We start from the raw sequence: 20285 nt of genomic DNA, 5'->3' as shown, positions 1-20285 counted from the left end.
GTATTTTGCCTTCACGAAGAGCGTTATAACCTATTAACCTCCATATTCACCTACTCTATTAACACCTGAATATTACAGACCAAATCTACTTTGTAATAAAAATAGTTTTATTCTGAAACATTCCTGTTATCTTCCTTTGCTAATATACTCCTTAAGAAGAAAGAAAAGGAGAATCTCTCATGAAAAAACTTCTAATCACAATAACAACTGTATTTTTTCTACTAGTTGGATTTTCGAATGCTGCGTCTGCTGCTGAACATACATATAAAGTAAAAAATGGAGATACTCTTTGGTCCATTTCTAAAAAGAATCAAATTACCGTACAGCAATTAAAATCATGGAATAATCTTAAATCAGATATGATTAAGCCTAACCAGGTGTTAAAGATGGCGACTCCAGCAGCTGCACAGGCAAAACCGCCCGCTCCCGCAGTGAAAGCTGCGAGCTATAAAGAAATTACCGTTAAAGCAACTGCCTATACAGCTAGCTGCAAAAACTGCAGCGGTATTACGGCTACAGGACTAAATTTAAAAAAGAATCCAAACTTGAAAGTCATTTCTGTTGATCCTAAGGTAATTCCGCTCGGATCGAAGGTTTTTGTACCTGGTTACGGGGAAGCGATCGCTGCCGATAAAGGCTCCTCTGTAAAAGGAAACAAAATTGACGTGTTTATTCCTTCTCAAAAGCAGGCTATTCAATGGGGAAATAAAACCGTGAAGATTAAAGTGTATAACTAATTTAAAGAGACAAAAAGAGAGCGACTCTTATTTTGAGCCACTCTCTTTTTTATTGAGGTTTGTCCTAACTGGATTGTTTTAATAATTCAGCTGCTTCGGACTCGCTGATGTCTTTAATTAAACTTAGTTCACTTATGATATTCCGCTGCGCTTGATTGAGCATTTGCCGTTCACTCGTATTAAGCGACTTTTCCTTGTTGCGATGCAGGAGATCCCGAACAATTTCAGCGGAATCCTCCACCCTACCTGACTTCAGCTTCTCCATGTTCGATTTGTATCTTTCCTTCCAAGGAAGGCCGCAGTCTGACTCCACATTGTGAATATCAAACAAAATATCTTTCATTGTTTCTCCGTCTAGGATGGAGCGAACACCGGAATCCGTCATTGTTTTCAATGGAAGCATGACGTCCATTTTATTCAATGGTATGTGAATCACACAATACTCCTGTGTCTTCCCTAGAATTTCCCGTTCTTCTATGGCCTCAATGATACCTGCCCCATGCATTGGATAAAAAACCTTATCGCCAATTTGAAACATATCATCACCTCCATATTACCTTCATTAATAATGGTAACACAAGGCGATTTTTAAAGCAAATTTATTAATATAACACGAAACGTTTATTATGGTCAATACATTTTATAAAAATATTTTTTAAAAAATAAAATTGTAATATTTAGGCGTTTTCAGACCAACAATGCTAGAGATTCCTAACTAGGAAACCGACAAGACACCCCATTCCAAAAAATGATATAATTATTTCTATTGACTATTTGTAAAAGGAGGGGTTTCCATGTCTACCATTCCAGAGCATTTCCTCGAGCCGTTGGATTTTGCGGCGAATGAATTGAAGGATATGCTGAGCCCGAAGTCGCCTGAGGATGAGCGCTTGGTTCAGAAGGGGCTGATGCTTTTTCGGCAGGGGCTTGTTTCCCATGTTCGCTTTGATCGGAACGAGATCACGGGTGTGGTTCAGGATGTGACGCCAGCAAAGGTTAGGCTTGATCCTAATTTTATCAATTTAAGTGAATGCTCGTGTCCGGCCGATGGGTTTTGCCGGCATCAGCTTGCTGTGTTTTTCTATCTTCTTTCGCAGGCGAAGAGTGTGACGGATTGGGTCAATGATTGGAGACAGCCTTTGCAGGAGAGTAAAACGGTCAAGCTTCTCGGCCTTCAGAGAGCAAAGGACCTGTTAACGACTTCAAGCAGGCAAAAGCCTGATTATGATAACTGGGTGGAAACCATTCACGAAAGCTTCGATACGATTATGACCGGGAACGGTGAGCCGAAGCCCTATTATATGAATGAACTTTTTCAAATCTATACGAAGCGATGGCAAGCCAATGCACCTTTTGAGCAGGAATGGAAGCTCCTTTATCACTTGATTGGCTACTTCTTTAGCTTTAAAAAGCTGATGGAACTGAGCATTCAGTTCGGGCACTCGGGAGAAATCATAAACCGTTACTATCACCATCTTTTTCAGGATTTGATGGAGGATATTTTGGATGTGACTCATAAACTATCGGTTCACTCCCTCCCCTTTGCCTTCGATGATTTTATTGAAAAATTAAAAGGGGATTCCACCGATATCCTTAAACATGATTTCCCGCTTGAATTTGAACAAACTCAATTGTATCGAATCTTGTGGATGAAATTTTTCAAGAAGAAGGCTTGGTGCCAGGAAGAAATCGAAAAACTGCTGGCTATTAAGGACAAAAATTCCCCGATCATTGTGGCCATTATTCATCAATATATCCTATTGGGGAAAGATGAGGATGCTGTTGATCTTTTGGCGGTTCCTGAAGAAGGGATGACTCCCTATTTCCTGACCTGGCTTGATTATTTTACCCAACAGAAGGAATGGAAACGAATGGGACCTTATGTTGAGGAATTTATTAAGAGGCTTCGGGAATACCTTCAACTATCAGAGAATCATTATGTTAACCGGAATTTCTCTAATCTTGCCATAAAAGTGATACAACCTTTCTGTTCGGCAACGGGCAGAGACGATTTATATGAAAAAGCTCTCGTTGAAACGCTGCCATTCAGCTTTAATGAATATGAATATCTTCTTTTTGAAAATGGCGCCTTTGATCGCTGGATTGATTTGCAGGCCAGAATGAACCACGATATTGACGTGCTGCCAAAGAGCCGGATCAAGGAAATTGAAAAAGATGCGCCATCACTGCTTTTGCCGCTTTATCATCAGTCGATCCAAAACCATATTTCCCATAAAGGCCGAGACCATTACCGCATGGCTGTCCGGAAATTGAAAAAGCTCCGGACGTTGTACAAGAAGCTGAAAAGACAGGATGACTGGGTGTTTTTCCTAGACACCCTGCTTGAAAAAACAAAACGGCTTCGCGCCTTCCAGGAAGAATGTAAAAGGGGAAAGCTAATCGATGCATGAGATCAGAAAGATAAAAATTAACGTCCGACATATAGATACGAACCTATATAGCCTTTCTGCGCAGAATGATAAGGGGTCTTTTTTAAAACCTGAATTCTGGGGCAAGCTGCTGTTTAATCATCATGAGGAGAGCTTCTATGGAACTCTTTTTCAAGATCATAAAGCCGCGGAGGAGAAGGAAATTCCCCTTAACGGCTGGCAGCTTGTCACATTGTTTGCGAAGGAACGATTTAATTCATTTATCGAGTGGGATTGGGATGAGCTGGCCCAAATTTGTTTAGCCGCCTCTCTTCCTATATATGAGGCGATTTCCGAAAAGGAGTGGATCCCTGATTTTTCAGCCTGGGAAAACGGCCAGTTCCGCTGGGCGCTGCCTGACCGGGTTGTGCAGGAATTTGGTTCCTCCTTTTGGGAGCAGATGATTGGGGAAATGTCTGTTAAGGATTTTACCCACGAGATGTTTCATCATGCATTGGATGCGTTTTTTGAGCGTAATAGCAAGCTGAAAGCCGATTTAAGTGGAAAAATAAATACTTTACGCGGAAGTGAGCTTTCTCCCCGTGATCTTGCTGCCTATTTTGACGAAGAAAGCTGGCAGGAATGGATTGGCCTCAAGGAAAACGAGACTCCTTTTTCCATTGGACTGAAGCTGGAGGAGCCTGCCGAGATCGACGATTCATGGGAGCTCAGCATTTTTCTTCGTGGAAAAAAAGAGCCGGATTTGCTAGTGGATTTGCATGATTATGCGAACTATCCTCGGGGCTGGCGGAAGCACGAGGAGGCGATTACGAAGGAACAGGAAAGATGGCTGAATGTTTTTCCATGGCTTAAAGGCGATCGGAGTGTTGCGACACGTTTAACGGAAGATGAGGCGTGGACATTTCTGACTGAGGCGAGTGAAACTCTCCTTTCTTTAGGAATTGACATTCTGCTGCCTTCATGGTGGCTGGCGATGAAAAATGCCAGTCTTAAGGTGAAGGCTCGTCTTAAAGGGCAGTCCACTAGCCATCGTCCATCCTTTGTCGGGCTTCAGGCGATGTTGGATTACGATTGGCGGATTTCGATGAATGGAGTGGACTTGTCAGAGGACGAGTTCAACAGCATGGTGGAGGAAAAAAGGCGGCTCGTTTATATTCGCGGAAGATGGATTAAGCTTGATCCTGGGTTTGTTCGGCAAATACAGGATTTAATGAAAAAGGCCGAAAAGGAAGGTCTTCATGTCCGCGATTTAATCGAGCAGGAACTTCTTGCGGGTGATTCCGAACAAGAAGACGAACTCGACAATCCGAAAACCTTTGCCCGTATTCAAATTGAAATGAACCGGCAGTGGAAGCAAATGGTGAAGCAGCTTCGCGATATTAAGGATATCCCCCTCGTGGAAGTCCCCGCTGCATTTCAAGGGGATCTCCGTCCTTATCAAAAGCTCGGCATGAGCTGGCTGCTATTTTTGCGCAAGTATGGATTTGGCGCTTGTTTGGCGGATGATATGGGGCTTGGAAAAACAATTCAGCTGATTTCCTACCTTTTAAAAGTGAAGGAAGAGGAAGCAGACTCTGGCCCTGCGCTGATTATTTGCCCGACCTCCGTGCTCGGAAACTGGCAAAAGGAAATTGAGCGGTTTGCCCCTAAGTTGAATGTGTATCTTCATTATGGTGGGAACCGGTCTAAAAGTGAGGAGTTTGTGGAAAAAGCTTCTGCAGCCGATGTCGTTCTTACCTCGTACGGACTGACCGCTCTAGATGTTGAGGATTTTGAGAGTGTCGAATGGGGCTCGATTAGCATTGATGAGGCGCAGAATATTAAAAATGCGCAAACGAAGCAATCGAGGGCGGTTCGGAGGCTAAAGGGCAAGCATCATATTGCTTTGACCGGCACCCCGATGGAAAACCGCTTATCCGAGCTTTGGTCGATTTTTGATTTCACCAACCATGGCTATTTAGGCAGCATGGGCCAATTCCAAAAACGCTTCGTCCTCCCGATTGAAAAGGATGATGATAAGGAAAAGGTTGGGCAGCTTCAAGCTTTTATCCGCCCTTTCCTGCTTCGCCGCACGAAACGAGACGAAGAAGTGGCGCTGAATCTCCCAGACAAGCTCGAGCAAAAGGAATACTGCCCGTTAACAGCCGAGCAGGCCAGCTTGTATGAACAGCTCGTCAAGGACACATTCGAGCAAATCGAAAGTCTATCAGCATTCGAGCGAAAAGGGTTAATTTTACAAATGCTCAGCCGGTTGAAGCAGCTTTGCAACCACCCCGCTCTTTATTTAAAAGAGGAAAAGCCTTCGAAGGTGATTGAACGTTCGGCTAAGCTTGAGAAGCTGAGTGAATTGGTCGACTCGGTTCTCGATCAAGGAGAAAGCTGCTTAATTTTTACTCAATATATTGAAATGGGCAATATTATTCGCGGGATGATTAAGAAACGATTCGGTGTCGAGGTGCCATTTTTGAATGGCAGTGTTCCGAAAAATGAACGCGACCGGATGATTGAGCAGTTCCAGAACGGGAAGTTTCCTGTCTTTCTTTTATCCTTAAAGGCGGGCGGAACAGGTTTGAATCTGACTGCGGCCAACCACGTCATCCATTATGATCGCTGGTGGAACCCTGCCGTTGAAAACCAAGCCACCGACCGGGCCTACCGCATCGGCCAAAAACGCTTCGTCCACGTCCATAAAATGATCTGCACCGGCACCCTCGAAGAAAAAATCGATGCCATGCTAGAGAAAAAGCAATCGTTGAACGATCAAATCATCCAAAGCGAAAGCTGGATTACCGAGCTTTCTACAGATGAATTAAAGGATTTGGTGTTTTTGAATTAATGTGATGGTGCTTAAGCGAAATATCTTCAAAGTGACCGATATAACCGCGAAAGTTGCAGATATTTAAGTTTGCTGGACAGGTTTTCGGGGTTTTCCTGAAACCTGTCCGAGTAACCGGACTTGATGGACAGCTTTTCATGGATTTCACAAAACCTGTCCGAGTAATCTAACTTGTTGGACAGCTTTTCGTACTTTTCATAAAACCTGTCCGAGTAAACTGACTTGTTGGACAGGTTTTCGAGGTTTCCACAAAACCTGTCCGAGTAATCTAACTTGATGGACAGCTTTTCACGTTTTTCACAAAACCTGTCCAAGTAACCTAACTTGATGGACAGCTTTTCACGGTTTTCACAAAACCTGTCCAAGTAATCTAACTTGATGGACAACTTTTCGCATTTTTTACAAAACCTGTCCAAGTAACCGGACTTGTTGGACAGGTTTTCGCATTTTACCAAAAACCTGTCCACATCCAATCCCCTCTCCAGCCTTAGCTGCCAATCGTCTGATCACCATCAAGACTTGGCGGCTGTTTTTTTATGGCTACTTTCTTTGGTGCGTTTGGCCGATACGCCATATATGAGACTCGGTTCCCTTCTTTAATTAAAAAACAGGATAAGTAGCGATAATTGGCGGATATTGTTCTGGGTTTCCTCACCTCTATGGAGCCTTTTTTGAAATCAAATAAATAATCGATTGATTGTTGGGTGTTATTTTCTAGGTAGTAAAAACGGAGGATTGTATTTTTTCTAAGAGGAACTTTTTGATATGATTTCGGTTTTTGGAGGTTAATTAACTTGAGGGCGTCAAAAAAACCGGGTTGGTAATTGATATTAAGATGTTTCTTACTGAATTGCTCCCTGCAAAAGTAAAATGACACTCCTAACTTGTTTTCTTTTTTAAATGACACATCAAACCACTCCTATTCCACCCTAACACACTATCAGGACTATTTACCTAGTTAAATTCGACAGGTTTCACTAAATTCCTTTAAATAATCCCTAATAAACCTACAAAATTTTACTTTTTCACTCTTTTTTGTAAATTTCCTCATTCATACGCGTGACTAACAGGAACACAAATCCCCTTTCTAGTCATTTTCCCGCTAAGTTTAGAGAAAAAGAACTTGTGAAAAGCGGTGAGTACATGTCTTTATCTACAAAGCTGAGGAAGCTTAGGGATGAGCAAAATTGGGGCTGTGTTTAGTAGCAAATTCACTGAAGGTTCATCAGTCTACCATTAGCAAATGTGAAACGGGGGAAATTATTCCGAACTACCAGACTCTTCTTCAGCTCGCTAAAATTAATAACAGTGAGAAACGAGACATTGGATCGGATACTTATATTTTAAAAAAGGGCCCTATTGATCATGATTTGGATATGATTAAGAAATCACTCTTGGAGCTATATAATTTTGATGAAAAGACAAAAGCCCAAACAATTAGGGTAGTTCAGTTTCTTATACTGGGAATGAAACAAAAGTAAACAAAAACCGGCGCGATATGCGCCGGAAATAGTGGGGGATGGGGAATGTATTGATTCTCTCTATGAGGGGGAAAGGTGAATTGAAAACCTGAGGAACACTCATGAAGGGTATTTTTCCGAAATCACCTTAGGATCAGGGTGAACAGGTTGATAGACGGGCAATAATGACTCGCGGAGGATGACTTCTAATTGATTGACCCGATTGGTTAAGTCGTTTACTCTTTCGTTGGATTTGCCCAACATTCTTATTAATGCCTCAACTAGGCTTTCTAATTCCCTCTCTTTGTTCAATTCCTAAGCCTCCATTCCTGCGGGGATAAATGCCTCTTCTGCACGCTTTTGTTCGAGAAATCTCACAGAATCTGCTAACACCTCGGTTACATAAACTCTGATTCCTTCTTGATTGTCATAATATCTTGTCTGAATTCTGCCGGTAATTCCAATTAAAGAGCCCTTACGGCAATAGCGCGATGTATTTTCAGCAGTCTTTCTCCATAGGGTGCATTGAACAAAATCCGCCCCAACTTCTCCTTGCTGATTGCGGTACTGACGATTTACGGCCAAGGTTACGTTGGTCACGGCTGTTCCCTCGGGTGTTCTTTTGATCTCCGGGTCCTTGGTCAATCTGCCTACTAACGTTACTTGATTGATCATTCATTTCTCTCCTCTCTCCAACATGCTCTTATCTTAATCCCTGAATAGCATGAGAGTAAAAAGTCGAAAATTGAATTATGAGGGGTATTTTTGCAGGAAAAAGTCAGTTTTAATGGGTATAAAGGTTCACTCCAAATTGAAAAACGCTTTAAAAATGCAAAATTAGACATTTTACTAAAGAAAATTCGACAAATCAAAATGCATTGGTATTCCTGCCAAATTCGATTACCAAATAGGTCTATGTTATACTTTCAATAAGCCATACGGACGGGAGGAAAAGGATGAAGACGTTTAAACTCATCTCGCTGCAAGTTGTCGAGGATGATTCATTGGTAGATATCGACCTGAATGACGGGTTAATTATTAATCAAGAGAACGATCAGAATACTTGGATGCTAGAGGCCTATGTGAACAATATGTATAATGATTATTTTCAGAAATTGTCCAAGCAAGGCGAAGATATCATTGTTCAGGTTGTCATCACGAAAAAGGAAAACAGCCCAGCCGCCTTCCAAACAAAGATTGTCACCATTAAACCTTTGACTGATCATATTAGTATTCTTTTTGAAGGCAAACTGAAGAAAACGAATTATGATTATGCGGAAATAGTTTTGAAAAAACTCATTGATCAGGGTTTAACAGGGGATGAGCTATTGAAGGAATTTAAGACCATTCTCCGTGGAAAGCCTCAGATTACTGCTGCTAAAGGTGATTAAAATAGGGCAACTCTAAGCCAAGAAATTGACGTGGAGTTGCCCCTTCACATATTATCTACTTATTATCATTATCATTATCATTAAGGTCAAGATTGTCATTATTGTTGTTGTCGTTCATGCCGTTGTTGTCGTTCAAATCATTATTTCTGTCTAAATTGTTGTCATCATTGATGACCCCATTGTTATTGTCGTTGTTGTTTGGCGGAGGGGGTTCTTGATCATTGGTTGCACAACCGGCTAAAAGCAACGCTGCAAGAACAGAACCGCCAATTAGGTTTAAAAGCTTTTTGTTCATTCGAAAAAGCTCCTTTCAAATATGTTTTTTTAAGTTGACCTTTTTTACGGGTCTCCTGTTATAATTCCCAAAATCGTCTGCAACTTGCATAAAAAAAAAGAAAGCCAGCAATTTATATGCTGGCTTTCTTACGAAAACATTTCGTCAATTTTAACAAAAACCTACTGCAAAGCAAACATGATTTCAGTTTCGCACACAAGCTCTCCGTCGACAGTCGCAATTGCTTTTCCTTTGCCCATTGGCCCCTTAAACCGAATCATTTCAACCTCTAGACGCAATTGGTCACCTGGCTTCACTTGTCTTTTAAAACGGCATTTATCAATTCCAGCAAAAAGAGCTAGACGTCCGCGATTTTCTTCTTTTTTCAGCATCGCAACAGCTCCCACCTGAGCTAGCGCCTCGACAACCAGAACACCCGGCATAACCGGATAATCAGGAAAATGCCCGTTGAAAAATTCCTCATTGGCCGTTACGTTTTTAATTCCGACTGCTTTATGACCTTCCTCCACCTCAAGAATACGATCAACCAGTAAAAAAGGATAACGGTGAGGAATGATTTCTTTAATTTGTTCAATATTTAGCATAATTAGTACCTCCTACTAATATTAGGTTATAGTTTATTGTACTAAAAAAAGAAGCATACGGGAAGTTTGAAATCGTGAGGTGGGAGTTTATTTTGAAGTTGGCAGCCATTTCTGGCAATTTGTCTGCCTATTTTGTTGGTTATCAGCTAATTTCAGTACTTTTTCAGCCAATTTTGATGGTTTATCGGCAATTCCACCACTTTATCAGCCATATCCCCTAAGCTCCCCCAGCAAGTCCAAAAAAAAGAGGCCTATGCCCCTTTTATTCTCGTTCTACAAGGTCGACAATATGCGTCCAGGTAGACTTCTGGAATATATCTTTCGCATTGCCGCCTCCCATTACACCATACCCGAAGGCTGCTCCTGCTATACCGCTTAGAGTAATTAAAACAGCAACAATGATAATCCGCAGCCAAATCGGAATCATACGCACCCGAATACGGCGATTGCGTCTCTTTTCCGCCATGGTTGTGCGTTCTTTTTTTAATTGTTCACGTGATTTCGCTGCTTCTTGATTATTGTTGTTGATTGACATGTTTATTCCCCTTTTAACGAATTCCGTTGATGAGTCCCATCATTTGGTCAGCGATAGAGACGGATCTGGATTGGAATTGATAAGAACGCTGAAGATTAATGAGCTCGGTCATCTCCTTGGACATATCCACATTTGACTGCTCCAAGGCGCGCTGCTGCATGGAAATTTGATTTCTTAAAGGACCATTAAGATCCGTTAAAATATCATTCACTGGCGTATTTAATTCAGCCATATTTTCCGGCAGACCGAGGAGATTTTCTCCTTTTTGCTCAAGAAATTGCGATTTCTTAATAAGAACGACACCAAGATTAAATTCACTTGTACGGCCATCCTCCAAGGAGGCCACCAGTCGGCCTTCGTCCTGTAAAGTAAATTCCTTCACATTATTACTAACAGTAATTGGATTATTGTTTTCATCCAAAACCGGATAACCATTGCTCGTGACAAGCATGTTTTCATTTGCTGATAACGGAGTTAAGTAAAAGGCACCGTCCCTCGTATAGCGGATGGCCGAGCCATTCTCCCCTTGCTCGAGCACTTTAAAATACTGGCCCTCTGCAGTCATGGCCATATCAAGCGAACGGTCTGTATTCTTCAAGCTGCCCTGGCTCCCTACGATTTGCGATTGAGCAAGCTTGGCCCCAACTCCTTGACGAATTCCGTTAGGTGTTAATCGATTGACCTCTAATTGAGGGAGTGTCTGATTATTAAACTGCTGAAAAAGCAAATCCGTGAAATTCGCTTCTTTGCGCTTATAGCCCGTTGTATCGATATTTGCCATATTATGACTGACAATATCCATTTGTTTTTGCAGCTGGGTTAATGTATTCTGTGCCGTAATCATCGTTCTATTCATAGTTCATCCCCCTTTGCCGGAAAAATTTTAGTTCCACCCCAAAAATTACCCGATACGCCCAATTTCATTCGCAGCTTTTTCCATACTCCGGTCATAGGCTTGAAGCACCTTCTGATTCGCCTCAAACGATCTGTAGGCTGATAGCATTTCTGTCATCGTTCTACCAACATCCACATTAGAACGCTCTACAAACCCTTGCTGAAGCTTAAATTGGACTCCTGCCGCATTATAAGCACTCGGAAGCTGATTGCCATCCTCTGTTCGAAATAACCCGTCTCCTTGCTTCATAAGGCGGTTAGCGTCCTCCGCGAACGCGATTCCCAGTCTTGCGGTTTCTCCGCCCTCACCCGTCAACACACCATTTTCATTAAGCGTAAATCGATCACTAGTCAACTGGATGCGATTCCCCGCTTCATTCAATACAAAATGGCCGCTTGCGGTTGTTAAAAAGCCTTGTCCATCCACAGTAAAGTTTCCATTTCGTGTATATTGCTGTTCCCCATTTGGACCCGCTATTGTAAAAAACACACTGCCGTTAACAGGCAAAGACACATCCAGTAAAGCCATGTCCGTTTTAATGCCTGTTTCTTTTAAATCACCCTGCAAAAAAGCCGGCATCGCCTCCTGCATATAAACCCCTGTATTCAAAGCGCCAATCCTTCGATTGAAAGGCAGACGAAGCCCGTCTTCCGTTGGGATCACTTCCTGGTCAAATCGCTGCAACAGCATTTCCGGAAACGCACGCAAGGCAGATTGATCAGCCTTAAAGCCCGGTGTATTCGCATTCGCCATATTATTCGTCAGCATTTCTGTTCTTTTCTGCTGTGCCACCATCCCGGAGGCTACTGTATAAAACCCTCTGAACATAAGTTCACCTCATTAGAAAACTTTTGAAAAATATGTATAAGCATCCGTTTGGAAACGGAATATATTTATTAGCATTACTTCTATTATAGAAAAAATCTTCAAAATAAACATTATAAAAAGTAAGAATTTTTGCAGATATTATTATTTTACCATTTTCTAAAGCAGCCTAAGATAAAAAATCGAGCATAAAACCTCGATGATTTCATACTCGATTTTGTTATTTTTCACTTAAAATTTATCCAAGCTTGCGCTTCGGAAGCTTGTCAATATTATCTAGCATAATACCCGTTCCAATCGCTACGCAATCCATTGGGTTTTCAGCTATTAAGACAGGTACTTTCAATTCTTCGGCAAGAAGGGTGTCGATGCCGTGGAGAAGCGCGCCCCCGCCTGTTAGAATAACACCGCGATCAATAATATCAGCAGATAGTTCAGGTGGCGTCCGTTCAAGAACACTTTTTGCCGCCTGTACGATGACCGCTACAGATTCCCTTAAAGCACGTTCAATTTCTTCTGAACGAACTGTGATCGTTCTTGGAAGGCCTGATACCATATCGCGTCCGCGAATATCCAATTCCTCGCTCTTTGATCCTGGGAATACGGTTCCAATGGTTGTTTTAATATTCTCAGCGGTTCTTTCCCCGATTAATAGCTTGTACTCGCGCTTAATATATTGCAGAATCTCACTGTCGAAGGCATCTCCTGCCATTTTAATCGAAGATGAGGTTACGATGTCACCCATAGATAAAACCGCAACATCTGTCGTTCCCCCACCAATGTCAACGACCATGTTTCCGCTTGGCTGGAAGATATCCATACCGGCGCCAATCGCGGCTACCTTAGGCTCTTCCTCTAAATAGATCTTCTTACCGCCACTCTTTTCTGCCGCTTCTTTAATCGCCTTTTGCTCCACACTTGTGATGTTCGTTGGGCAGCAAATTAAAATGCGTGGCTTTGATAAAAAGCCTTTCACATTCAATTTGTTAATAAAATGCTTCAGCATAGCTTCTGTTACGTCAAAATCCGCTATAACTCCATCTCTAAGCGGGCGAATAGCTGCGATATTGCCAGGCGTCCGTCCCACCATTCTGCGCGCTTCCTCACCTACTGCCAAAACCTTATTCGTGTTCTTATCAATTGCTACCACAGACGGCTCATTCAAAACAATTCCGCGGCCCTTCACGTGAATCAGCACGTTAGCCGTTCCTAAGTCAATTCCAATATCCCTTGCAAACATTCTCTCATCTTTCCTCCTTGACTACTGGCCTGCATTGTCCGCCACCTGCTCATGGACATAATTAAGCACCAGGCCAGGTCTGCCCAGTACACGCCTTATGCATTTAGCTATATTAAGCGAACCTCGCTATATTTAAAATTCTTCAACTTATGCTCCAGAAAAAATGAAGCACTCCACTTGCCTAACTCACCTAGTTGTAGACCTTTTTGATTATACGAATCAAGTTCTATCCTAATTCTATATTCTACCACACTCAAGGCGAATTAAATAATTTTTTGTCAGAATATGTGTGGGTTTTTGAAGATTTTTGTCGTAAAAGAAAAAAAAGCAGCCAGAGCCTTTTATTTGGCGCCTGACTGCATTTTTTGTTGGCTTTGCTAATAAATATTGTTGAGGATCAATCCGCCTTAGCATACCTGCTATCTTATTTTCGTTGCATAAGGCTAATAATCAACAAAATCATTTTCTTGTTTTACTTTAATACTTCTCCCTCAATTTCTTCTTTCTTATATTTCATTTTTGTAGCTTCTCCCCCGCGTAAATGTCGGATTGATTTATGGTAATCTAGAATTTCCTTCACTTCATTCGCCAGTTCAGGGTTAATCTCAGGTAGTCTTTCTGTTAAGTCTTTATGGACTGTACTTTTGGATACGCCAAACTCCTTCGCGATAACGCGAACTGTTTTTCTCGTCTCCACGATATACTTTCCAATCTTGATAGTTCTCTCTTTGATGTAATCGTGCACACCACTCGCCCTCCCTAAATTGGATGTGAGAAGTGCGAAATGAGACTCGCTTTTCGCTTTGATCTATACTCTGTTCCGCATGGCGGCTATATTCGGAGAATTCTCCATACGGCAGAAAGCTTTTACTTTCTGAGCTTGCGGTGAATAAACATGTCCTAAGGCACATTCAATACTATCTGCAAAACGACTCCTCACCTCAACCACTCTCTTTGTCAGGTTTGTATCAGTCTATTAGCTTGGTTGCAGATATATGCACGAAAAACACATTAGGGACAAGGTATCGCTAAAGTTTTTTGAAGATTTAGTATTTAACGGGAGATTTTGACTAAAAATATTGTATTTTTGGTAATGGACTGACAGTTTTTAAGGAATAGTGTTCTAAAAAATTTGAAGTAAGGAGAATGGTTTTACTTCACAGTCTCATCCCAGATCTAAGGGGATTTTTGTAGGAAAATGAGCTTTTACCGGTTATTTCCCGAGAAATTGTCGATTGAGGAATTTCCCTGTCAGTAAATGGATAGCGGTCATTCACGCCAAAAAGCCCGCCGAATCGGCAGGCTTTGGCTTATATTATGCGTTTGAAGAATCCTTAGAATTTTGTTCTGTTTCGTTATTCGTGTCTTCTTCGGAATCTTTCTCATCATCGCTTGTACCTTTTTCTGTATCTTCCTCAGAGGCTTTTTCATCTATAGCATCTTGATCATCAGATGCTTTCGTTTCATCTTCCTCACTAAGCTCCTGTAATGTGCTTAATGGTTTTTGGAAGTAATCATGCGGGTTAAGTGCAACGTTATCTTTGCGAATTTCGAAGTGTACATGGACACCTGCTTCCGCATCAAACATGCTTTCACCAGCTTTTGCAATCACTTGGCCTTGCTTAACCTGACTGCCAACCTCGACACTGATCTCTTTAACAGATTGATACTGTGTTACAATTCCTTTGTCATGTTCAATTTCAATGACATTTCCCAACAGCACATCTTCTTCAATCTTCGTAACCGTTCCACTTAAGGATGCAACGACATCAAATGTTTCGCCATCCTTCATCCCAATATTGATACCTGTGTTTTGGTGATATTGGTTTTCGTATAGGACAAGTGCTGCTTCCTGTTCTTCTGCTTTGGCATCTGCGTCATAGAAAGGTCTTTGAATGACTGATGCATCGACATCTTTTACAGGCATCATGATGTTTTCCATAGATCGGTTTACTTCGATTGCTGGTTCATTAAACTTTTTCCCCGGTACATCGGTAGCGCTATTATCCACGCTATCTGGATTCGCTGAATTATTATTCGCGTTTTGGTACCAAAGAACCCCGGTTAGTATGATTGCTGCTGCTGCAATGTAGATCGCTGGGAATACCCAACGCTTCTTGAAAAAGCGTTTAAAGCTGGAATTTTGAGAAGATCGTTTCTTTTCTTCCTCTCTCATTTATCATCACCTCAGCAATCATTCTGAACAGATTAGAAGAATTATATACATCCCCGTAAAAATATTTTTTTGGATTATTTTTCGACAAAATTAAAGAAATTATTCATTATTTAAAAATAAATTTTTTCTAGGATAAAATGTGTTCTTTTGGGCATAAAAAAGAGCTGCCTGCTGGTATCGGCAACTCTATGTTCACGTTTACTTAAGCGAAAGGTTAAAATCCTTATATTGAACCTTTCTATGTTTGTGTTTCCCCGACGAAGGGCTGAAACCCTTACATTGAGCCTTCTTACGTTAGCTTTTTCCCGATAAAGAGCCAACCCATTACATTAAACCTTCCAATGTTAGCATTTTACTCAACGAAGAGCCAAAACCCTTACATTAAACCTTCCTATGTTCGCCTTTTACTCAACGAAGAGCCAAATCCCTTACATTGAGCCTACTCACGTGTACACCCTGAAATCACAAACCATACAGATTGTCTTTTCAGGGTGCCTGGCACCAATTTATTTTTTGGCTAATACTTTAGTAAGGTAGTTTTCGGAGTTAGCAATTTCTACGCCTTTATAGTAGTAGGAGATGATGTCTTTGTAGGTTTTGCCTTCTGAGGCCATCCCATTTGCCCCGTATTGGCTCATACCGACACCATGGCCATATCCCCTCGTGTTAATGACAACCTGATCCCCCTGGCGCTTCCACGTGAAGTCTGTGGACCTTAGTCCGAGCTTTTCCCTAATCACCTTACCTGAAAAGACTTTCCCGTTAATTTCAACCTCACCGACACGCTTTCCCGCAGTTCTAGCCGTTATAGTGCCGATCTTATTATTGGAAGGAAGCTTGACTCCTAACCTATTCTCGAAATCTGAAATGGTAAATATTTTTTGGTTGCTGAACTTTGGCGATTCCAAGTCCCATGGGCTTTCTACGCTTTTTAAATAAGGGACTGCGTTTAACCAAATAGCCTCAGAATTCTCGGTATACCCATTACTTGTTGAAAAGAAGCTGGCGTCAATCGGTGAGCCTTCGTAAACTATTATTTGCCCACTCGTTTCCTTGACAGCCTCTGTGATTTTTTCGATTGCCCACTTAAAATCCGGGCCAAATGTTTTTCTGATTTCATCCATATCCTTATAAACCTGATGCTCCACCGTGTCCGTGACAAGCGCTCCATCAGGCAGCTCTGACTTATTTTCTCGCATCATTTGATTCACAATATACGTTCTTGCTGCTAAGGCTTGAGCCTTTAGCGCCTCTTTTTCAAAAGCCCTTGGCATTTCTGATGCTACTACTCCGACAACATAATCCTCTAGCGGAAGCGAATCCACTTGCTTTTTTTTCATTCGAAATACCGCTACCTCAATAGCTGGCTCTTTAGAGGTTTCCACTGTATGCTTCGTGCTGTCTTCCTTATTTAACCGCTCCCCGAGCTTTCCGGACACCTGATCGTCTTTAAAAGGGAGGACTAATAAAGAAGGAATCAGCAGAGTAATGAAAACAAGCAGTGCTCCTAGTACGATGAAAGGTTTAAATTTTGTCATGACTATGCCTCCATAATATGTGATTTAGACCCCTTAGAAGTCTGTCTCTTCTCAATCTTATGGTCGTGGACAGGCTATTATGACAAGAATTTTGGGCTGGAATGTTAAAGGTTGGTAACTCTTTAGGGGCTCAATGGAGGAAAAATAATTTCGAAATATCATCAGAATTCGGGAAGCTAGGCAGGATTGATTTCCACTTTTTCCAAATCACTGCACAACCCCTTCCAAAAAAAGAAAAAACGCAACCCCCACTCATCAGAGGTCTGACGAACGGATTCTGCGCTTCATCTCAAAATTACCTTTTACTAAACAATTCACTCACAAAAGAGACTTTTTAATCTCACAAAACTACGCATTCATATCTGAAACATATCGTTCCACTGGGGCAACGATTTCGTCCACTTCTTTTACGCGCTCAATATCGGCACCAAGGGCAGCCAGCTTGTTGTGGAAATCCACATAGCCACGGTCTAAATGCTTTAATTCCGTTACACGAGTTACACCATCTGCTACCAATCCAGATAAAACGAGTGCCGCAGCAGCACGTAAATCCGTTGCAGCCACTTCAGCTCCCTGGAGATTAGATGGTCCGTTCATAATAACAGAGCGGCCTTCGATCTTAATATCAGCGTTCATACGGCGGAATTCCTCCACATGCATGAAGCGATTTTCGAATACAGTCTCCGTGATCACACTTGTACCGTTTGCATGGAGTAATAAGGCCATCATTTGGGATTGCATATCAGTCGGGAAACCAGGATGAGGCATTGTTTTAATATCAACTGCCTTTAGTTTCTCTGGACCGATGACACGAATGCCTTCTGCTTCTTCAACAAAAAGAACGCCCATTTCTTCCATTTTTGCAATTAATGAGGTGGAGTGCTCAGGGACAGCGCCTTTGACAAGGACATTTCCGCCTGTAATCGCAGCAGCCACCATAAAGGTACCAGCTTCAATTCGGTCAGGGATGATATGGTGCTCCGCTCCGAATAATTGGTCAACACCTTCAATTCGGATCGTACCGGTTCCGGCTCCTCTAACCTTTGCACCCATTTTATTGAGGAAATTCGCTAAATCCACGATTTCCGGTTCTTTCGCTACGTTTTCTAAAATCGTTGTCCCTTTGGCAAGGGTTGCAGCCATCATAATATTTTCCGTTGCTCCGACACTTGGAAAATCAAGATAGATTTTTGCCCCATGCAGGCGGCCATTTGCTGCTTCTGCCTCGATAAATCCATTGCCAACCTTCACCGTAGCACCCATTGCCTCAAAGCCTTTTAAATGCTGATCAATCGGGCGAGATCCAATTGCACACCCGCCAGGCAATGCTACACGCGCACGGCCATTACGGGCAAGTAAGGATCCCATAACCAAAACAGAAGCACGCATTTTACGGACATATTCAAAAGGTGCCTCTACTCTTAATTCTCGTGATGCATTAACAGTGACTTGGTTATGATTAAACTCCACTTCGGCGTTTAAATAGCGTAATACTTCATTGATCGTGTATACATCGGAGAGTGTCGGTACATCACGAATTACGCTCTTGCCATCACTTGCTAATAGTGTTGCGGCGATAACTGGTAAAACAGCGTTTTTTGCTCCTTCTACTTTGACAATACCGCTTAACCTATTTCCGCCGCGGACGATGATTTTTTCCAAAGTGTATTCCCCTCCGCGTCCAATTTCTCTATATTAATATTCAATCGTTAGGATGGGTGTGCCAACTACAAGGGTAGTCTTTCCGCCCAATCCATGATTTCTTATACCTATTTGCAAATTCATATCCTTGCCTTTTGTTTGAATAGCATTATCAAACAATGTCGAATAGGCGGATGCCGATATGAAATTCTCCTCATGTAAACCTTCTATTTTTTTCGCATTAAATGCTGCTAATAAATGGTTTATTTCATTAGGCAAAGTCTTATCAATTTTATCACTGAATTCGCCTTTCAAACAAGAGAAAATTGTGGTATTTTCATGGAAAATGTCAGAAATTCTGCCATTAAAGAGAGATTGGATCTCTTTTTCGGATTCAGCCTTCCAGCCATTCCCTTTCACTTCATAAATGACATACGTTTGAACTTTATTTTTTGTGGGGGTCGATAGAATCTTTATCGTTTCCGTCTGAGAATCTTTATTTAAAACCGCCACGGTTTCCGACTGTTTTTCCAAATCGTTACTCGTCCAAGTCCAATTTGGGTATTGTTTCTTGAGGTCATCTGTATATTTTTTTACCTCATCCACGCTTTGAAGACTTTCCATATTTTCTCTTGCATGCAAAGACCATTCAATGATTAAAATATCTTCGTCTTGTAAAATTGAGGATAGCTTCATAAGATCGAGATCGGTTTTGGCCACAGTCGTTTTATTCCCAAAGTTTAAGACCATAAAACCAAAAGTACCAACAATTGCTAATATTATTTTCAAGTATTTCATATTTACATCCTCCCCCTTACTACCATTGTTACCAAGGAGGAGCTGAGCATACTTGGGAATTGTCGTCACTTTTTGACAATTTAGCTTGAGTCGCCTATCAGCTGCTAGCATAGATATTGCCACAGAACGTGGCGTTCATAGCGACTGAAGCAATTGTAAAATTGAGGATATTGCCCAATTTCTTATATCCTATTCAAAATCGTCAAATTTGGGATTAACTATTTAATGCCAATTTTTAAACATGCAAAAATAGAGCACAACAAATAGAATTGTACTTAAAAATAAGATAATTGAAAACATGTACGAAGACCCATATTATCTACTATTTTGTAAAATCTTTTTTTAAAGTACCGTTTGAAGAATAAGGGGCAATTGCCTCGACCATAGAAGATAATCAAGGAAAAAGTTACTTACGGACGCCCCAATGGCAATCGATAATAGGATGTAGAGTACTCTTGCCTGCATGACACGGTTGGGACGCAAAAGCTGATCAATGCGCAATGCTTGAAGAGCCCACCAGGCTAAAGCAATAAAAACCAAATGTGACATAATGCTAATCAACGCCTGTTGTCCAAATCCTGGAACCATGTATACCACTCCCATCTCCATCGCCGCCATAGGAAAAACTATTTGGGCTATGTATTCGATATTTTTTCAAAAATATGGTCATTACTAAACCGAAAATTGACAATCCGCCTATAATCATAGCATGGAATGCGGCTTTATAATAGGAAATAGCACTTGTCTTACAAAGAATCTTTAAGTTTTGATAAAAGTTCGAATTTGTTAGCTAAATATGGGGAGTTAACAGAAGGATTTTTGGATTTGTCAGCCAGATTCCCGGTTTGTCAGCCAATTTGAACCTTTTTCATGATAATTGTCCGTCCCCATACACTGCTTTGACTTTTCAATCCCAGTTCTCGATGAAATGTCCGTCCTGACTC

21 protein-coding genes are annotated in these 20285 nt (G+C 41.5%); 5 read left to right on the top strand and 16 right to left on the bottom strand.

What is annotated here, in order from left to right; genetic code table 11:
* Positions 1–179 precede the first annotated feature (179 nt).
* Positions 180–737, top strand: a complete 558-nt coding sequence (locus tag V7122_RS22365; RefSeq protein WP_335529234.1) for a 3D domain-containing protein — start codon at positions 180–182, stop codon at positions 735–737.
* 64 nt (positions 738–801) lie between these two features.
* On the opposite strand, the gene V7122_RS22360 is transcribed toward V7122_RS22365, so the two are convergent.
* Positions 802–1275, bottom strand: a complete 474-nt coding sequence (locus tag V7122_RS22360; RefSeq protein ID WP_335344538.1) for a CarD family transcriptional regulator — start codon at positions 1273–1275, stop codon at positions 802–804.
* A gap of 256 nt (positions 1276–1531) precedes the next feature.
* Here V7122_RS22360 and V7122_RS22355 point away from each other — a divergent pair, with 256 nt between their 5' ends.
* On the top strand, positions 1532–3148 hold the full coding sequence (locus V7122_RS22355) for an SWIM zinc finger family protein (RefSeq protein WP_335344539.1): 1617 nt from the start codon (positions 1532–1534) through the stop codon (positions 3146–3148).
* Positions 3141–5963, top strand: coding sequence for a DEAD/DEAH box helicase (locus tag V7122_RS22350; RefSeq protein ID WP_335529232.1), 2823 nt, complete (start codon positions 3141–3143; stop codon positions 5961–5963). Before V7122_RS22355 ends, V7122_RS22350 begins: the two co-directional genes overlap by 8 nt.
* A 487-nt stretch (positions 5964–6450) precedes the next feature.
* On the opposite strand, the gene V7122_RS22345 is transcribed toward V7122_RS22350, so the two are convergent.
* Entirely contained in the window at positions 6451–6870 is a 420-nt protein-coding gene (locus V7122_RS22345; protein WP_335529230.1) for a hypothetical protein, read from the bottom strand.
* A 280-nt stretch (positions 6871–7150) separates the two neighbouring features.
* Here V7122_RS22345 and V7122_RS22340 point away from each other — a divergent pair, with 280 nt between their 5' ends.
* Complete coding sequence (locus V7122_RS22340) at positions 7151–7444, top strand: helix-turn-helix transcriptional regulator (protein WP_335529228.1); 294 nt, start codon at positions 7151–7153, stop codon at positions 7442–7444.
* Between the two features lie 99 nt (positions 7445–7543).
* Here the strand turns inward: V7122_RS22340 and V7122_RS22335 are convergent, their stop codons facing one another.
* Together V7122_RS22335 and ssb are read right to left on the bottom strand one after the other, a co-directional pair.
* A complete protein-coding gene (locus V7122_RS22335) occupies positions 7544–7735 on the bottom strand; it encodes a hypothetical protein (RefSeq protein WP_335529225.1) in 192 nt (63 codons plus the stop codon).
* 3 nt (positions 7736–7738) lie between these two features.
* The gene (gene ssb / locus V7122_RS22330; protein ID WP_335529222.1) at positions 7739–8098 is read right to left on the bottom strand and encodes a single-stranded DNA-binding protein; all 360 of its coding nucleotides are present in this window, start codon (positions 8096–8098) and stop codon (positions 7739–7741) included.
* A gap of 281 nt (positions 8099–8379) precedes the next feature.
* On the opposite strand from ssb, the gene V7122_RS22325 reads away from it, so the two are divergent.
* A complete protein-coding gene (locus tag V7122_RS22325) occupies positions 8380–8814 on the top strand; it encodes a YwpF-like family protein (protein ID WP_335529219.1) in 435 nt (144 codons plus the stop codon).
* 55 nt (positions 8815–8869) lie between these two features.
* Here V7122_RS22325 and V7122_RS22320 read toward each other — a convergent pair whose 3' ends face one another.
* From V7122_RS22320 to V7122_RS22265, 12 genes are all read right to left on the bottom strand, one after another.
* The gene (locus V7122_RS22320; RefSeq protein WP_335485349.1) at positions 8870–9109 is read right to left on the bottom strand and encodes a hypothetical protein; all 240 of its coding nucleotides are present in this window, start codon (positions 9107–9109) and stop codon (positions 8870–8872) included.
* A gap of 161 nt (positions 9110–9270) precedes the next feature.
* Entirely contained in the window at positions 9271–9693 is a 423-nt protein-coding gene (gene fabZ / locus V7122_RS22315) for a 3-hydroxyacyl-ACP dehydratase FabZ (RefSeq protein WP_335344547.1), read from the bottom strand.
* Positions 9694–9955: 262 nt separating this feature from the next.
* On the bottom strand, positions 9956–10228 hold the full coding sequence (locus tag V7122_RS22310) for a DNA-directed RNA polymerase subunit beta (protein WP_335344548.1): 273 nt from the start codon (positions 10226–10228) through the stop codon (positions 9956–9958).
* A gap of 13 nt (positions 10229–10241) precedes the next feature.
* A complete protein-coding gene (locus tag V7122_RS22305) occupies positions 10242–11084 on the bottom strand; it encodes a flagellar hook-basal body protein (protein ID WP_335529217.1) in 843 nt (280 codons plus the stop codon).
* Positions 11085–11129: 45 nt separating this feature from the next.
* Positions 11130–11951: a flagellar hook-basal body protein gene (locus V7122_RS22300; protein WP_335344549.1), complete on the bottom strand. Its 822-nt coding sequence runs from the start codon at positions 11949–11951 to the stop codon at positions 11130–11132.
* Positions 11952–12186: 235 nt separating this feature from the next.
* On the bottom strand, positions 12187–13188 hold the full coding sequence (locus V7122_RS22295) for a rod shape-determining protein (protein ID WP_335344550.1): 1002 nt from the start codon (positions 13186–13188) through the stop codon (positions 12187–12189).
* A 472-nt stretch (positions 13189–13660) separates the two neighbouring features.
* Positions 13661–13933: a sporulation transcriptional regulator SpoIIID gene (gene spoIIID / locus V7122_RS22290; RefSeq protein ID WP_335344551.1), complete on the bottom strand. Its 273-nt coding sequence runs from the start codon at positions 13931–13933 to the stop codon at positions 13661–13663.
* A gap of 570 nt (positions 13934–14503) precedes the next feature.
* Positions 14504–15364, bottom strand: coding sequence for a M23 family metallopeptidase (locus tag V7122_RS22285; RefSeq protein ID WP_335529214.1), 861 nt, complete (start codon positions 15362–15364; stop codon positions 14504–14506).
* A gap of 506 nt (positions 15365–15870) precedes the next feature.
* Positions 15871–16902, bottom strand: coding sequence for a stage II sporulation protein D (gene spoIID, locus V7122_RS22280; RefSeq protein ID WP_335529211.1), 1032 nt, complete (start codon positions 16900–16902; stop codon positions 15871–15873).
* 348 nt (positions 16903–17250) lie between these two features.
* Positions 17251–18564: a UDP-N-acetylglucosamine 1-carboxyvinyltransferase gene (murA, locus tag V7122_RS22275; protein ID WP_335344554.1), complete on the bottom strand. Its 1314-nt coding sequence runs from the start codon at positions 18562–18564 to the stop codon at positions 17251–17253.
* A gap of 33 nt (positions 18565–18597) precedes the next feature.
* Positions 18598–19341, bottom strand: coding sequence for a YwmB family TATA-box binding protein (locus tag V7122_RS22270; RefSeq protein ID WP_335529208.1), 744 nt, complete (start codon positions 19339–19341; stop codon positions 18598–18600).
* 342 nt (positions 19342–19683) lie between these two features.
* Positions 19684–19929, bottom strand: coding sequence for a DUF1146 family protein (locus V7122_RS22265; protein ID WP_066296857.1), 246 nt, complete (start codon positions 19927–19929; stop codon positions 19684–19686).
* Positions 19930–20285 lie beyond the last annotated feature (356 nt).

Source organism: Bacillus sp. JJ1532, assembly GCF_036965085.1.
GTDB lineage: Bacteria > Bacillota > Bacilli > Bacillales > Cytobacillaceae > Cytobacillus.
Note: the sequence above shows the minus strand (reverse complement) of the source record. Positions and strands in the feature narration are given on the sequence as shown.